The following is a 16976-nucleotide window of genomic DNA, read 5'->3' as shown; positions in this document are numbered from 1 at the left end:
AAAGCATCCGCCTGTCGACGGCGGGCGGCGCCAACATCACGATCGAGGGCGGCAACATCACCATCCAGTGTCCGGGCAAGATCACCGTGTTTGCGGGCAAGAAGAGTTTTCTGGGGCCGGCAGGACTCGGCTATCCGCTGCCGCGCCTGCCGCGCTCCGAGCTGGCGCTGCGGCCCTTGAAATTCTTGCTGCGTCTGGCCGATACGCCGGGGCTGAAAGGCCATGCGCTGGCGCACACGCCGTGGAAGATCGCCCATGGCGCGCAACCCGACGGCATGGATTTCATCGACGACGACAAGCTGGTGGCGCAGGGCAAGACCGATGCATCGGGGAATATCAAGCTCAGCGATGCAGAGGAAGAAAAGCTTGCCGCCGTCTATGCGAGCAATCCGGACCATACATGGATCGTGTATCCGGGCCACAGCGTGCGGCTGAACGTGGAAACCGAATCGCCCGACTGGAGCGACAAGGAAAAGCTGTTCCATGCGATGCAGGCGGCGGACTTCAGCGCCGGACGCTACGGCACCATCTTCGAGGCGGCGGCGGCACCGCAGGCGCGCTATGCGAAAGAAGCGCTGGCTTCGCTGACCCTGAAAAACATCCTGCCGAAGGTGAAAGTCTGATGGCGACGCTTTCTTTCCCACTACGCCACGTCGGCAACAGACTGCGACATGTGTCATGACAAATAAAAATATCTCCCAACTGACGGCCGAGGACGGTACGCCGAGCGCGCCGGCCACGTCGGCGCCCGGCTGTTTCGTGCACGATGGCGAGGAACTGCCGAATTTCCCCAAGCAGAAGTGGGGCAGCATCTTTTCCGAACAGCAAAAGGGTAACCGCGTCGAGTTCTATGTCACCGGCGAAGAGTATTTCACGGCCGTGGCCAAGGCCATCGAAGGGGCAAAAAAATCGATTTTCATCACCGGTTGGCAAGTCAATTTCGATGTCGAACTGACGGCGACCAAGACCTTGTTCGAATGCCTGGAAACGGCCATCGCCAGCCCCGCCGCGCCGAAAGTGTACGTGATGCCGTGGCTTTCGCCCAAGGTCGGCGTCGACACGGGCGACTTCGAAACCGTGCTGGCGATCTTCCAGCTCAATGCCGGCGTCGACGGCCCCGCCAAGGCGTTCGCCTTGCCGGCGATCGCCCAGAGCGACATGGAAGGCATGCTGGGCATCGGCTTTTCCCATCACCAGAAACTGGTGGTGATCGACGATGAGCGCGCGTTTGTCGGCGGCATCGACCTTGCCTATGGCCGCCGCGACAATGGCAAGTTTGCCCTCAGCCATGGCACGCGCAAGGGCAACGAGGTGTACAACACTTGCATCCCGGCCATCGACCAGATGAATAACGAAGCGCAAACGGCCTACCTGACGCGCGCCGAACTGCTGGCCGGCTGCATCGGCGGAAAAGTCGGTGACGCGGCCACGTTCGCCACCTCGGCCATGGCCACGCCGGTCGCCGTCGTGCTTGACGTGGTGCAGGATGCCAAGGATGGCATCGCGCGGATATCGAAGAATATGTCCGCCAAATGGCAGGCGATCGACCTGATGCCCGACTTTATCGGCAAGCTGCAGGACATACCGATTGATGTCGCGCAGGATATATCGCGCTGGGCTTACGGCCAGCTCGACAAAGGTTTGCGCGACAAGGTCGATGGCGTGCGCACCACGGGCAGCGCGCATGTGATCGACGGCGGCACGGCGCTGATGTCGTGGCTGAACGCCGGCTCGCTGAACAAGCTGCCGCCTGAATTGCGCAGCGGCACGGTCAAGCTGCTCGAGACCTTTGTGATCGGCGTCCTCACTTATCTGTCGACCTTGGCCGACGCGCGTCCCACGCGCTATGAAAACCTGAAAAAACTGCGCAAGATCATGCCGACCGGGGCCAAGACCTTCGCCGCCACGCAGCCGCGCATGCCATGGCACGACGTGCATGCGGCCATCGTCGGGCCGTCGGTGAGCGACTTGAGCCGCAACTTCATCGAGCGCTGGAATGGCATTGCCCAGCGCTATGAAAAATCGTACCAGGCCAGCATGCCGCCTGCGCTGATCAAGATGTTCCAGGCGCTGGGCATGTCCGGCACGCCCAGATTGATCTTGCAGCGCATCGCCGCCGCGCCGCCGCCGAATACGCATGCGCAGCCGGGCGACGCCTGGGTGCAAGTGTTGCGCAGCGCGCCGATGAAGCTGCTCAATGACGAGCGGGCCGCGCATGCGCGCGGTAGTAAACGTTCGGCCAGTCCGGAGTGGCCGCAGAACAATTGCCTCAAGGCGATGTTGACGGCGATTAATGGGGCGCAGAAATTCATCTATATCGAGGGCCAGTTTTTCCAATCGGAATATGGCGACGATGCGAGCAAGACCAGGCCGCTGTCCGGTCCCATGGCGGCGCTGCTCGATATCAGCAAGTCGCCGGCCTATGAAAAGTACGCGCGGCAGCTCGGCGTGTACGGCGTGCCGCCGGCGGAGATGATCGACAAGCTGATCTGGTCGCAGATCGACGATGTCAGGGCCGACATTACCGGTGGTGGCAGCGATTTCATGGCCGATCTGTTCAATGTGATGAGCAACTATGCCGATATCACCTCGACGCGCATGATGGGCAAGGAAGAGCCGGGCATCCTCAACCCGATCGGCCTGGCATTGTCGCAGCGCATCGAGCGCGCCATCAACGATGGCTTGCCCTTCCATGTCTACATGGTGCTGCCGGTACATCCGGAAGGCACGCTCGACACCCTCAATATCATGACGCAGCTGCATTTGACGATGCAGTCGCTGGTGTTTGGCAAGGATAGTCTGGTTAACCGGATCAGGCGCGCCATCCTCGTGCGGGATCTGCGCAAGAGCAAAAAACTCGGAGCGGAAGAGGCCAGGAAAACCGTTGCCGGCTACGCGCCGGACCGGCTGGCCGAACTGGCCGGCGACAAGTGGACCAGCTACCTGACCTTGCTCAACCTGCGTTCATGGGAAACCTTGGACAAGCGTCACGTGACGGAGCAGATTTATGTGCACTCCAAATTGCTGATCGCCGACGACCGGGTGGCGATCCTGGGCAGCGCCAATATCAACGACCGCAGCCAGCTGGGCGGGCGCGATTCGGAACTGGCGGTCGTCGTCAGGGATGACAACCAGACCGATGTCGAGCTCGATGGTGTCGATAGCGACAAGGTCAGCGTCAACGTGCATGACTTGCGGGTGCGCCTGTGGAAAAAACTGTTCGGCCTGACCGATGGCGCCACCCCGGCCAAGGACCTGATCAAGCACCTGTTGCGTCCGGCGGCCCCGGACACTTGGGAGGCGATTCAAAAAGTGGCGCTTGCCAATGCGGAAGCGTATGCCAAGGCCTTCGCTTTCCTGGCGCGGCCAAGCGGCAAGCCCAGCTCGATCTGGCCCACCTGGAATGCCAGGACGCGCAGTCTGGAACACCACATGCCGTTCCACGAGCGCTTCTGGCGCGATGCCGATATCTTGCGCGACAAATCGCATTCCTGGGAGGCGCAAACGCGCGCGCCCGAATCGGCTCCCGTGGGCGTGCAGGGTTTTATCGTGGCCTTGCCGGTCACCTGGACGGCAGGCGAAAACAATATATCTGGCATGAATCTGACCCTGCTGGCCCATCAGGAGAAGAAACGGCTGCACGATGTCGACCATCCATTGCCGCAAGAAACCTACGCCCACGTTGAATCAGGCAAACGCCCGCCAACCGGCCAGAGCGAAAGCGCGGCCTGAAGAATAGTGTATTTTTTGATTGCTACCCATGATGATAGTTCGTTTTCCGCGTAGTGCCGTACGCCATCTCGCCGCTCTCCTGCTGTTTGCAGGCGCGCATGGCGACGGCATGGGCGCTGAGCAGGCCGATCCGGCGGCGCCGTCGCGCAAGCCGACGGCGCAGGAACTGATGCAAGCGACCGCATCCGGTTACGTGACGCCGGCCGGCACGGCGCGCGAATGCCTGGGGCGGCTGGTGTTCGACGTGCATGCGCCGGTGCAATGGCCGACCCGCTACAAGGACGCTTCCGACACGGGTATCTTTTACCGGTCTTTCAGCGAGGAAGTATTTCACCAAGGTGATGAGATACAGGTTGGAAATGTCCGCATCGGCGTGCTGGGGCCGCTAGGCAAGGAAGACCTGGCCGCCTTGCGGGAAGCCATGCCGCAAGCGAGGATCGACAGGCTGCAGGCGCTGCTCAAGGACGATGAGGCGGAACTGGCCCAATTGAAAGGCCAGCCTGCCAACGCCAGGACCCGCCAGGCGAGTTATCTGGCGCAGAAGTCGGTCATCGGCAGGCAGGCGCAGATCAAGGAACTGCAGAGCAACTACCAGGCATTTGATTCCGGCCTGCCCGGCAGTGAAGGCTACCGCAGCAGCGAAGGGTCGGGAACGGTCAACCCCATGCGCTACTCCATCTATCGCAGCCACCTGAAGCGCGGCGATTATGTCTACGTGTTTGAATCCACGCAAGAAATACGCGACAAGGATAGCGAGGCAGCGCATGGCCAGCAGTTCATCCGCTTCCTGAAAAGCTTCCGCCCGCGCGCCGCCAATGAAGTGCCGAAAGACTTGGGCCTGTGCATTCCGCATGGCTTTATCGCTGACGATGGTAAGACGGTCAGCGCCATCAAGCAGTCCTTGCGCTGGCCCGACGCGCCCGGCGTGTTGTATACGATCAGCACCGGCAATGTCGATCCGCGCGCCTTGAAAGTGCCGCTGGTCCAGGCGGCCGCCACCGGCGGCATCGGCAAGTACGGCAGCCGCGGCGAGCAGGAAGCCCAGCCTTTCATTGTCGAACGCATCGCGCCCCGTAGCGCCCGCATCGGCGCACTGACGGCGCAGCAGGGCGGCGTGGCGCTGAAAGTGAGCCGGCCCGGCAGCATGCCGTTTGAAACCTATACGGTATTTACCGGTTACGCGGGATGGCTGGGTACGGCAGTGCTGCCCTACATCCTGATCGAACTTAACAGCCGCAGCATGGAGCAGGCGCCGGAACTGAAGCAGAATCCGCCGCCGTTCAAGACCAGCTACACGCGCCTGGAAACCTTGTTGAAGAGTACACATTTGCGGCCCACGGAACCGGCCATGCCGGAACTGCGCGGCCTTAACGGCTCGCAATGATTGCCGCAGTCCGGATTTCAATCGAAACACTCTTGCTATAACGAAATTTCTAGGGTGTAATGGCTTTGATAAAAGTGCTTATTTACTAATTTTATGCGGTAAGCCGCGTGATGGAGTTCCGGATGTCCATGTCCTTGCCCGCCAGTTTCACGCAAGCCAGCAGATTGTTACAGCTGACCACGCCCCTCGGCGCTGACCGCCTGCTGGCCGAATGCGTGCGCGGCGAGGAGGGCTTGAGCACGGGCTTCGTGTTCCAGATCGCGGCCCTGTCGACGGACGCCGCCATTTCCTTGCGTACCTTGATCGGCCAGCCGGCCCTGCTGCAATTGCTGACCGCGACCAGCGCCGACGCGCTGCGCCCGTTCCACGGCCACATCACCGCCGTCGAGCTGGTTGGCGCGAACGGCGGCATGGCGCGCTATCAGTTGACACTGGAGCCGTGGAGCACGTTTCTTGCCCACGGCCGCGACAGCCGCGTGTTCCAGGACATGACGGTATTCGACATCCTCGACGCGCTGTTTGCCGCTTATCAGGCGCAAGGCAAGCTGGCGCCGGCCTGGCGTTTCGATATTCTCGACCGAGCGGCATACCCGAAACGCAGCCTGAGCACCCAATACCAGGAAAGCGACTGGGCCTACGCGCAGCGCCTGATGCACGAGGAAGGCCTGTTTTATTACTATGAGCATAGCGGCGATCCGGGCAGCCCCAGCCTGGGCAGCCACTGCCTGGTGATCGCGGACCATAACGGCGCGTTCAAGCCGAATGCCCAGAGCAGCATCGATTTCACTCAGCCGGGTGCCGTGATGAAGGTCGACAGCATCGACCGCTGGCGCACCGAATTGCGCCAGCAGACCAATGCCATCGCCATCGGCAGCTGGGATTACCGCTCGCTCGACCAGCGTGTCGCCAGCGCGACGGGTGAGGCGCAGCAGGTGGAGCTGCTCAGCCGCGACGCGCCCGGGGCCTATGCCTACGCCTCGCGTGAGCAGGGCCAGCGTATCGCGCGCAACCAGTTGCAGGCGCTTGAAGCGGGCAAGGAAGTCCATGTGGCGGCCGGTACCGTGCGTACCTTGTCGCCGGGCACCACGTTCAGCTTGCAGGGACAGCCGGTGTTCGACCAGGGTAGCGACGACGCACGCAACTTCCTGGTCGTGCGCACGGTGCACCTGATGCACAACAACCTGAGCGCGGATCTGCAATCGTCCGTTGTGCAAACGCTCAAGACGGGCCTGCTCGATGCCGCCATCCGCAAGGAGCAAGCGGGCAGCCTGCACCGCATGCCCGCGCTGCTGGGCGCCATTGCCGAGCGGCCCCTGTACCGCAACCGCATCGATGCCATCCGCAGCAACATTCCTTATCGCGCCAGCGGCAAGGATCAGCATGGCCGGCTGCTGCATCCGCGCCCGACCGTGCATGGCCAGCAGACGGCCGTCGTGGTGGGCCCGGCTGGCGCCGCGATTCACACCGACCGCGACCACCGCATCAAGGTGCAATTTCACTGGCAGCGCGGCGTCACGAGCCACAGCCGCCTCGACCATCCGCAAGGCGGCAAGCATACTGGTGCGCCTGGCGATGACAGTGCCGGCACCTGGGTGCGCGTGGCCTCCACCATGGCGCCGGTGGCGGGCGCCAACTGGGGCGGCCACGCCTTGCCGCGCATCGGCCAGGAAGTATTGATTGATTTCCTGGAAGGCAATATCGACCGGCCACTCGTGATCGGTGCCGTCTACAACGGCCAGGGCACGGCCGATGCCCAGAATAATCGCGTGTCCCATGGCGCCGGGCCCGCCACCGGCAATGCACCGGCCTGGTTTCCCGGTGAGGCGGGCGCGCATGCTCATCCGGCCGCGTTGTCCGGCATCAAGAGCCAAGCCATGCAGGCCAGCCAGCAGGGCGGCGCGGCGTACAGCCAGCTCGTGTTCGACGACAGTCCGGGTCAGCCGCGCGTGGCCCTGCAGCGCCATGCCGGCGCGCACCAGGGTACTGCCGAGCTGAATCTCGGGCACTTGCGCCATCAGACGGACAACCAGCGGCTGGCCGCCGCCGGCTTCGGCGCCGAACTGAAAACCGAGCACAGCGCCGCGCTGCGTGCGGGGCAGGGGCTGCTGCTGTCGACCGACGGGCGTACCAACGCCAGCGGCACGCAGATGGATACGAAGGAAGCCACTGCCCAGATCGAACAGAGCCTGGCCTTGCTGACTTCGCTTGCCGAGACGGCGCAAAAGCACAAGGCTGTGTTGGGCGGTGGGCAAGGCCAGGCCGAAACGGCGCCTGATACGCTGCCCGCATTGAAACAATTGGCGAACAGCATCGACATGCTCAAGGGCACGACGGGCACGGGCGACGGCCAGGCAACGGCCTACGGGGCGCCCCAGTTGCAATTGTCCAGTCCGGCCGGCATCGCCGCCACCACGCCGCTCAATGCGCTTTTCGCCGCCGGCAATACGAGCAGCATCGCGGCAGGGCAGGACATCAATTTCGGCGCGCAAGGCAACCATTTTCATGCGATCAGTTCCGGCATCAGCCTGTTCACCTATGGCAAGGCCAGCAAAGCCGATAAACCCAACCAGGAAACCGGCATCCGCCTGCACGCCGCCAGCGGCAAGGTCAGCAGCCAGAGCCAGTCCGATGAAACAAAATTAACCGCAGACAAGGCCGTGACCGTGGCCAGTGTCAGCAAAAGCGTCAATATCAGCGGCAAGCAGCATGTGCTGATGACAGTGCAGGGCGCCTATATCAAGCTCGAGGGTGGCAATATCGAAATCCATGGACCCGGCAAGATGGAATTCAAGGCCGGCATGAAGGAGTTCACGGGGCCGGCCAGTGCCAGTCCTGTACCCCTGGCCTTGCCGATGGGACAATTGAAAAGCTGCGCGCTGAAACTTCTCGATGCCACGATGGCGGGAGCGGCCAGTGTCAAACGATAATTCACCATCGCCAACGGTATCGGCGGTGCGCGCCGATGAAGTGCTGTACAACGTGGCCCGCGACTATGACAGGACCATCGTCCTGATCGACCAGTTCATCGACAATCCCTTGCGCGAGGCGATCGAAGCCCTGTCGCCGCCTGCGGCCAGCGTGCTGCTCGATGACCCGATCTTCGAGGATGACTTGCAACGCGCGCCGATGCTGCTCGAACTGTCAAACCGCCGGCCAGAGCACTACGCGCTGGTCGAACAGAGCCTGAAGCTGGCGCTGGAGCAGCAAGCCGAAGCGGGCGCGGTACCCCGGATCTGTGCCTGGCTGTTTGGCCAGGCGACCCTGGAGCGCTTGCGCAGCGCCATGCTGGCGCGCCTGAATGTGCGCTATCCGTCCGGCGACGCCGTCTATCTGCGCTATTTTGACCCGCGCGTCATGCCGCATCTGGCAAGAGTGTTGCCGCCTTCTACCGCAGCAGGCGTGCCTGGGCGCAGCAGTTTTTCCGATCTGCTCGGTCCTGTTGAAAAATGGTGCCAGCTCGACCGCGATGGGCAGTTGATCCAGCATGGCCATGCGCAGCCGGTATCGGCGCTGCAAGACATTCCCCTGCGTATCGATGAGCCGACCATGCAGGCGATGGAGCGCATCGAGCAGATCAACCTGGTGGTGCGCATCCTGCGCGCAAGGCGAACGGCAATCGGGCCAGGCATCGATGCGCAAATCGACCACCATCTTGTCCACAGCGCAAGTGCGGGCCTGGAGCAGGCTGACGATCAGATCGCCTATGCCTGGCGCGCCGTTGAATACGGCCAAGCCTTCACCTTGCACCCCGCCCTCGGGGAACTGATGCGGATGGCAGCGACGCAAGGCTTGCCGCTGGACATAGTATTGAAAGCCCGTCTGCATTCCCTGGACTGATGCCCAGCAGGATGGCCGCGTGCCGCACACCTAACAGGAAGAGCGATGAAAGACTGTAAATTCTGCGATAAAAACGGCTTGTTCATCTTGCCCTTGCGCTATGCGGCAGTGGTGGGCGAGGGGGCGGCCGGCAGCGTGCCCGCGCTGCCAGGCAAGCTGGGCGACAAGGTCAAGCACATCAAGCTGGAAAACGCCAGCTATGCGCCGCGCCTGCTGCGCTCCGGCTTCCTGTACGTGCTGATCAAGCGGTCGGGATTGCTGTATTGGGAGGGCTATTTTGCCGACGACGACGCCTTTCTGTCGAAGTTCCCCGTCGATACACCGCCCTCGGCGGCCGTGACTTTCTCCTGCGACCGCACCACCTGCGGCATCAATGCCAGCCTGATCGCGATCGACAAGATCGAGTTTGTCGAAAAAATTTATCTGCTGTTTACGCCGACTGCCATGACGACAGATCGGCTGGACGCCTATGCGGCCAATGCCGACGCCAGGGTTGGAACTGGACAGATGCAGGTATTCCTGCCGAAGGAATGGGCAGCAGGCAGTACCGAACAGCCGCACAGCCTGAAGCCAGAAGAGCTGGGCAAATACGTGCCCGAGGCCGTACTCGCCCGGCAATATCAAAATGCCTGCAAGAGCCCCTTGGGGAAAATCCTCATGCAGCAGCTCTACATGGCAAGTTGCGATGCTTATGAAGGCATGGCAAATCTTCCGCTAGCGACGCCGGGCGGGCGGATCGGGAAGCTGGAAGAGAAAATGGTGGCGACCAAGGCGGCAGCCTTTGCTGTGTTTGACCCGATCGGCATCACACAGGAATTGAACGATTTTCGTAATGCCGCCCTACAACCGCTTGAGGATTTTCTTGGGCAGGTTGACAAGGAAAAAGTCAGCAACCGGCGGAAAATGGACGTCATGGTCGGTATTGATGATATCAAGGACTGTGTCGTCAAATATGGCGTAGAAATCAGAAAGAAAAATCTTGATGACATGGATTTGAGGGCACTTCCGGACATCAATAAAAATAACGCTGAAATGCTCAGGAAATTAAATCGGGTAAAAGAAGCTGAAATAATCGAAGAGAGAATAAGAAAAACTTCTGAAGCGAGAGAGAAAAGGCGCGAGCAGATTCTTGAGGGCAGTGAACAGGATGCGCGCGAAAAATTCGAGAAAAAATATGAATCGCTCATCTCTGTCTCGGAAATTGATTTGCTTCGGAAAACCCTGGATAAACTGTCGCGAGAAGCTGAGGCAAAATCGAAGAAGAGAACCGCCGATCATGCCAGGTGGGTAATATCCACGGAACTGGTTGACGCATTTGATAGTTATGATGAAGAAAATATCAGCAGCGGTTTTTGCTTTAATTTTGAATATTCCCGGTGTGTGTTTGGCATGTTCGCGAGTACGGAAAATGCGCCTGTTCTTAAAAGTTGGATGGATGTAAATTCAATTGAAAGAAAAAATTTGTACATGCGTTCAAATTTTTACAATCATAAATCTTTATACGATGCAGCGGAAAAAGCTTTCAAGGAAGCTAAAGACCAGGTCGAGGCTGCCGGAGATATTTCAAAAGTACAGGCGGCGCCGTGGTTAAAGGCCTGCAAAGGCCTGATTGATTCCTTTAAGAAAATTGATTCCGCATGGGATGAATGGTTGCGCGATAGCGGGGTCCTTAAAATTCACAACAAGGACCCATCGGCCAGTACAAAAAAGCCGATAGTAAATTTATCAAAATATCATCGAACTGCGGAGGGGATGGCATTTGCAAAAATATCGGAGTGGACTCAGGCACTGTCCACTAAAAGCGGGAAGCTGGACAAGGCAATTTCCGGCGTCGTCGGTGTATTGCTGTACTCTAAGTTAGCTGATCTTGCTGAAAAGATAACTTTCGAAGAGTTGATGGTTCCTCTAAAGCAAAAAAATATTGATGAATTAAGAGAAAAATCCAAGAAATACGCTGAAACGCTGAAAACGGAAAGTAAAAAAAACAAATTAGAGCAAAGCATAGAAAATAAAGCTGAGCGTCTAGCGCGAAAAGAGGCCACCAGAATTGCTCAGGCAGATGCGGCAAAAGTGGAAGGGAGCATAGAAAAACTGATAGAAGATGAACAGGCAAAGGTAAAAAACAAGGTCAAGATTGCACTGGACGAATTAGATGTGGGTAAAAGGCCCGAGACCAATAACTTTCGCCATGCCCGCATGGGTGTCCTTTTAATGTCAATTGAAAGCCTTTCCCTGGCAACAAAATTGCCTCATTTTCAGGATTCTCCCAGACTAAAGGCTGAGGTGGCAGCCTCAATATTTTCACTGAGTAGTATAACTTTTGATCTGATCTATGCTGTGACAAAATCTATACGGGAAATTTTACCTTATAGTAAAATTAACGGGATAAATAAGGCGGCAGATATTATTCGCGGCGGATTCAAAATGGCTGCGGGGGTACTGGGGGCTATTTCGGGTTTCATTGTGGTTTGTTTGGATATTCTTTCGGCTTATGATGAAATAAAGAAGGAACGATCTAATGGGGTTTTGGTGGGAATTTACACTACCCGAGCTGTTTTTGGTGCAATAAACATGGGTTTGGGCTTGGCCGCTGCATTATCCTACGGCGCTCCTTTATTGGCGCGATTGGCAGGATCCCAATTGGCGAAAAATTTCAGTTTTTCTTTGAAGACAATAAATTATTTTGGTGGATTGGCACAAAGCCTGGTAGGTGGCAGAACTATTTTATTGATAAGGTTGGCTCGGTTTAATCTGATTGGTTTAGGGATAACTGTTGTCGAAGTCGGATATCGAGTATGGATCATGGACGATGAATTGGAAAATTGGTTTCAAGCGTGTAGCTTTAGAAAGGAAAGAGGATGGTTTTCTGAGAAACCATTTGCTACTGTTGAACAGGAGCTAATGGAGTTGCAGAAAGCTTTGAAGGCAATACAATCATAAATTTTGAGGTTAGTGTGACAGAAGAGAAAAATGAAGACATGTTTTCAAATGAGGTTTTCTTTACACTGGAAGGAAAAATCACAGATTTTCAGACTGCTGCAACAACTATAAACTTACTCAGGAAAATAGAAAAAAATATTGAGGAGAAAAACCTTGCAGGTGGCGTCGCAGCGGCCATCAATGGCATGCCTGGAACATTGGCAACGTCAGCCATGCTAAGTTTTTACGATGGCGAAGATATGCATACTTTTGCCGGGCTGGTCAATGGCGAAGTAGTCTGTGGTGTTTTTGATGATGCGGACAAGATCAGGGATGGCGATGTCGTCAAATTGGTCGTGGCAAGAAGGGGTGATGTCCTGCACGTACACAGCCTTCTTCGTATAGAGGATAGCCTCTTATTGATGCCTCTGAATGCTTATTGCGGAGAACGCGCTTTTTTATGGAATTGCATGAGATTTGCAAGAAACATGACGTTATTTGTTTGGGTTGTTTTATTTTCTGGATTTTTTTTATTGATCGATGTATCAATGGAAAAGAAAGAAAATTTAATTACAGCATTTGGCGCAATATTGTTGATACCTCCGTTGTTTTGTTTTCCTTTCGAATACTGGACATATAAGAGTATGCGTGGTTATTCAGTCTACGCTGAGAAAATTTTCCTCGCTTATGGTTTCCCAAAGCCAGATGTATTTGATGCTCGCAGAGGGATTACTTTTTTCGAAAATAATGGAAATGGATTTTTTGCGACGAATTGTGAGCTTGCTCTGAAAAAACACAGGTTGAAGCACAAGATTCCACCTGCTTGATAAATATGTAACTTTATGAAAAGAAGAGGGGGCTAGCGAATAGTTGTTTGATTCTGGTGAAAAAAACGATGGAGTTACATAAAGCATTAAAGGTGGCTCAAGCAGAACTGTTAGGAAGCGCATCATGGCCGAAGAGAATATTGAAAAAACATCTTCCGAAGGGGATTTTTTTACAGTGGAAGGAAAGCTCACGGAATTCCATATGGCTGCAACAAATGTGAATTTACTTGATGAAATCGAAAGCAGCTTTGTGGAAAAAAATTTGGCAGGTGGCGTTGCCGCCCTCATCAACGGCATGCCAGGGGCATTGGCAAATGCCGCCATGCTGAGTTTTTACGATGGCGAAGATATGTACAATTTTGCCGGAATGGTCAACGGAAAAGTAGTGTGTGGTGTTTTTAGAGACGCTGATAAAATCAAGGATGGCGATATCGTAAAATTGGTGGTGACACAGAGAAATGACGTGCTGTACGTGCACAGTTTGCTCCGTATTGACGATAGTTTGTTGCTGATGCCATTGAATACCTATTGCGGAAAGCGAGCTTTTTTCTGGAGTTGCATGAAGTTTGCGCGGAATATGATACTGTTTATGTGGATTATGGCTTTTGCTGCCTTTTTTTCATATGTTGATATATCAGTTGAAAAAAAAGAATATTTAATTGTGGCATGTGGAATTATATTCCTGGCTCCTTTGGTTTTTTGGTTTCCTTTCGAATATTGGAGCTTCAGAACCATGCGTGATTATTCGATATGTGCGACAGAAATTTTCGCTGCCCATGGTTTTCCAAGACCTAGTGACTTTGATATGCGAATGGGTGCTACTTTATTTAAAAATCAAAGCCATGGCTTTATTGGATATAGTTGTGAGTTGGCTTTGAAGAAACACCGGTTGAAATATAATATTCAATCTTCCTGATAATTTTTTTAATTTTGAAGTTCGATCTCAGTTACTCCCTGCGCGGAATTGATGGGTTATTGGAAATATATTATTGGTATCAATGGAAAAAAGAAAATTTAATTACAGCATTTGGCGCGATATTGTTGATGCCTCCGCTGTTTTGTTTTCCTTTCTAATGCTGGACATATAAGAGCATACGTGATTATTCTGTATGCGCTGAGAAAATTTTCCTCGCTTATGGTTTCCCAAAGTCAGATGTATTTGATGCTCGCAAAGGGATTACTTTTTTCGAAAATAATGGAAATGTATTTTTTGCAACGAATTGTGAGCTGGCTCTGAAAAAACACAGGTTGAAGCACAAGATTCCATCTGCCTGATAAATATGCGACTTGAGGAAAAGAAGTGGGAGCTAGCGAATAGCTGTTTGATTCTGGTGAAAAAATTGATGGAGCTGCATAAGGCATTAAAGGCGGTTCAAGCATAATTGTTAGGAAGCGAATCATGGCCGAAGAGAATATTGAAAATACATCTTCCGAAGGGGATTTTTTTACAGTGGAGGGAAAGCTCACGGAATTCCATATGGCTGCAACAAATGTGAATTTACTTGATGAAATCGAAAGCAGCTTTGTGGAAAAAAATCTGGCTGGTGGCGTTGCAGCCGTGATCAACGGCATGCCAGGAGCCTTGACAAATGCCGCCATGCTGAGTTTTTACGATGGCGAAGATATGTACAATTTTGCCGGAATGGTCAATGGAAAAGTAGTGTGTGGCGTTTTTAGAGACGCTGACAAGATCAAGGATGGCGATATCGTCAAATTAGTGGTGACACAGAAAGAGGATGTGCTGTACGTACACAGTTTGCTGCGCATCGACGATAGCTTTTTTATGATGCCATTGAATGCTTATTGCGGAGAGCGTGCTTTTTTCTGGAGTTGCATGAAATTTGCAAGGAACATGACATTCGCTGTTTGGATAATTCTTTCACTTATGCTTCTTTTTTCTATCGATGTATCGTTAGAAAAAAAAGAGCATTTAATTACGATGTTTGGCATCATATTTCTGATGCCGCTAATTTTTTGTTTTCCTTTTGAGTATTGGAGCTTTAGAACCATGCGTGACTATGCGGTCTATGCGACAGAAATTTTCGCTGTCCATGGTTTTCCAAGGCCAAATGACTTTGATATGCGCGAAGGCGTTACTTTATTCAAGGATCACAGCTATGGTTTTATTGGGTATAGTTGTGAATTGGCATTGAAGAAGCATAGGTCGAAATACAAAATTCAGTCTGCTTGATAATTTCAAAAATAAATTTCCCGTTCAGAAAATATCTGGCTTGGCAGTGATCGTCCAGGCTGCTGCAGGCACGCTAGGTGCTGTTCCAGCGTACAGGCAGCGACAAGTGACGGAGATCTTGTCGCAGGCTTCAGCATGATCTTGGGTGCTCAAGACGATATCTTTGATTACTAGTGGTAATTGGATAGATGAAAAGTAGTTACCAAAGAGGTAAAGTTCTCAAGAAATAAATAAAGTTGCCCGGTAGAAATAATTAATTTATAATTTCCTTACGTAAATAATTATTTAAGGCAACATATGCACCTGCGCTTGACGCCATGGTGCGGTGTATTTTTGTTTAGCGGCACCCTGTGTGCCGCCGTGTCCGCGCAGACCCGTCCCGAAATCGCGCCGCCCCTTCCCACCACGCCTGGCAGCAGCCAGCGCGACGATGCCAGCCAAGAATTGATACGCCAGCAAGAGCGCGAGCGCGTCCTGCGCCAGCAGCAGGAACGCAATCCCGACGTGCGCCTGCTCGAGGCGCCTGCCGCGGTGTCCGCAAACCGCTTGCCGACGGGCGAATCGCCGTGTTTTACGATTGACCATCTTGTGTTGCGGGGCGAGGATGCGGCGCAGTTCAAGTGGGCATTGAACGCCACCAACCGCGACGACCTGGGCGCGGTGGATTCTCCGCTGGGCCGTTGCCTGGGCACGCAGGCCATCAATGTACTGATGGGCCGCATGCAGAACGCCATCATCGCGCGCGGCTACGTCACCACGCGCGTGCTGGCCGAGCCGCAGGACTTGAGCAAGGGTAGTTTGGCCTTGAGCGTGATACCGGGGCGTATCCGCCAGATCGGTTTTGCGCCCGGCACGAATCCCCGGGCCACTTGGTGGAATGCCGTGCCGGCGCGGCCCGGCGACTTGCTCAACGTGCGCGATACGGAGCAGGCGCTGGAGAACTTCAAGCGCGTGCCGACGGCTGAGGCCGATATCCAGATCATGCCGGCCGAGGGCGGCAACGCCAAGCCGGGCGAGAGCGACCTGCAGATCCAGTGGAAGCAGGGCTTGCCGTTTCGGCTGGCGCTGGGCCTCGATGATGGCGGTTCGCGCTCGACAGGCAAGCTGCAGGGCAGCGTGACCCTGTCGTACGACCACTGGTTGACCCTGAACGACCTGTTTTACCTGAGCCTGAACCAGAACGTCGACGGCGACCGCAACGGCCCGCGCGGCACGGGCGGCATGGTGGCCCACTATTCGATTCCCTACGCCTACTGGCTGTTGGCCTTCACGGCCAGCGACAGCCATTACCACCAGTCCGTGGCTGGCATCAATCAAGACTACAACTACAGCGGCGCCAGCCAGAACAAGGAAGTGAAACTCTCGCGCCTGGTGTACCGCGATGCGTCGCGCAAGACGACGGTGTCCTTGCGTGGCTGGCAACGCGCCGCGCAGAATTTCATCGACGATACGGAAGTGGAAGTGCAGCGCCGCCGCATGGCGGGCTGGGAACTGGGTATCGGTCATCGCGAATTCATGGGACAGGCCACCTTGGACTTGAACCTGCAATACCGGCGCGGCACGGGCGCGATGCATGCGATGGCGGCGCCCGAGGAAGCATTTGGCGAGGGCACGTCGCGTTTCAAACTCATCCTGGCCGACGCGGCCCTGTCGGCGCCGTTCAAGCTGGCTGGCCAGCCGCTGCGCTACGCGGCCAGCTGGCGCATGCAGCACAACCGCACGCCGCTGGTGCCGCAAGACCGCTTTGCCATCGGCGGGCGCTACACGGTACGTGGCTACGACGGCGAAAGCAGCTTGTCCGCCGAGCGCGGCTGGCTGCTGCGCAATGAGCTCGGCGTGCCGCTGGGCAGCAGCGGCCAGGAAGCGTATGCCGGGCTGGACCACGGCGAAGTGTCGGGGCCATCCGCCGAATGGCTGATTGCGCGGCGCCTGACGGGCGGCTTCGTCGGTTTGCGCGGCCAGTGGCTGGGCGTGCAGTACGACGCCTTTGTCGGCTGGCCCGTGCGCAAACCCGAGCTGTTCCGTACGGCCAGCCATACGGCCGGCTTCAGCCTGAACGCCAGTTACTAAGACGCCGCCATCGATC

10 protein-coding genes are annotated in these 16976 nt (G+C 55.7%); all 10 read left to right on the top strand.

Annotated features, from left to right (window positions below; all coding sequences use genetic code 11):
• Window positions 1-623 (top strand): DUF2345 domain-containing protein (locus JAB6_RS27770; protein ID WP_139143532.1); only part of this gene is annotated, 623 nt, incomplete at its 5' end.
• Window positions 624-678: 55 nt separating this feature from the next.
• Complete coding sequence (locus JAB6_RS27765) at window positions 679-3732, top strand: phospholipase (RefSeq protein ID WP_070306037.1); 3054 nt, start codon at window positions 679-681, stop codon at window positions 3730-3732.
• Between the two features lie 28 nt (window positions 3733-3760).
• Window positions 3761-5116 (top strand): T6SS immunity protein Tli4 family protein, encoded by a 1356-nt coding sequence (locus tag JAB6_RS27760; RefSeq protein ID WP_139143531.1) that lies wholly within the window; start codon window positions 3761-3763, stop codon window positions 5114-5116.
• 122 nt (window positions 5117-5238) lie between these two features.
• Window positions 5239-8043, top strand: a complete 2805-nt coding sequence (locus tag JAB6_RS27755) for a type VI secretion system Vgr family protein (RefSeq protein ID WP_070306033.1) — start codon at window positions 5239-5241, stop codon at window positions 8041-8043.
• Window positions 8030-8953 carry a DUF4123 domain-containing protein gene (locus tag JAB6_RS27750; protein WP_175444628.1) on the top strand — a complete coding sequence of 308 codons (924 nt, stop codon included), beginning with the start codon at window positions 8030-8032 and terminating at the stop codon, window positions 8951-8953. The genes JAB6_RS27755 and JAB6_RS27750 overlap by 14 nt, the downstream gene beginning before the upstream one ends.
• A gap of 45 nt (window positions 8954-8998) precedes the next feature.
• Window positions 8999-11893: a T6SS effector BTH_I2691 family protein gene (locus tag JAB6_RS27745; protein WP_070306029.1), complete on the top strand. Its 2895-nt coding sequence runs from the start codon at window positions 8999-9001 to the stop codon at window positions 11891-11893.
• A 14-nt stretch (window positions 11894-11907) separates the two neighbouring features.
• The gene (locus JAB6_RS29185; protein ID WP_139143530.1) at window positions 11908-12699 is read left to right on the top strand and encodes a hypothetical protein; all 792 of its coding nucleotides are present in this window, start codon (window positions 11908-11910) and stop codon (window positions 12697-12699) included.
• Between the two features lie 124 nt (window positions 12700-12823).
• Complete coding sequence (locus JAB6_RS27740; protein ID WP_070306027.1) at window positions 12824-13615, top strand: hypothetical protein; 792 nt, start codon at window positions 12824-12826, stop codon at window positions 13613-13615.
• Window positions 13616-14098: 483 nt separating this feature from the next.
• Window positions 14099-14890, top strand: a complete 792-nt coding sequence (locus JAB6_RS27735) for a hypothetical protein (RefSeq protein ID WP_070306025.1) — start codon at window positions 14099-14101, stop codon at window positions 14888-14890.
• Between the two features lie 297 nt (window positions 14891-15187).
• Window positions 15188-16960: a ShlB/FhaC/HecB family hemolysin secretion/activation protein gene (locus JAB6_RS27730; RefSeq protein ID WP_070306023.1), complete on the top strand. Its 1773-nt coding sequence runs from the start codon at window positions 15188-15190 to the stop codon at window positions 16958-16960.
• Window positions 16961-16976: the final 16 nt, after the last annotated feature.

Source organism: Janthinobacterium sp. HH104, from assembly GCF_001758715.1.
In the GTDB taxonomy this organism is placed as follows: Bacteria; Pseudomonadota; Gammaproteobacteria; order Burkholderiales; family Burkholderiaceae_D; genus Janthinobacterium; species Janthinobacterium aestuarii.
Note: the sequence above shows the minus strand (reverse complement) of the source record. Positions and strands in the feature narration are given on the sequence as shown.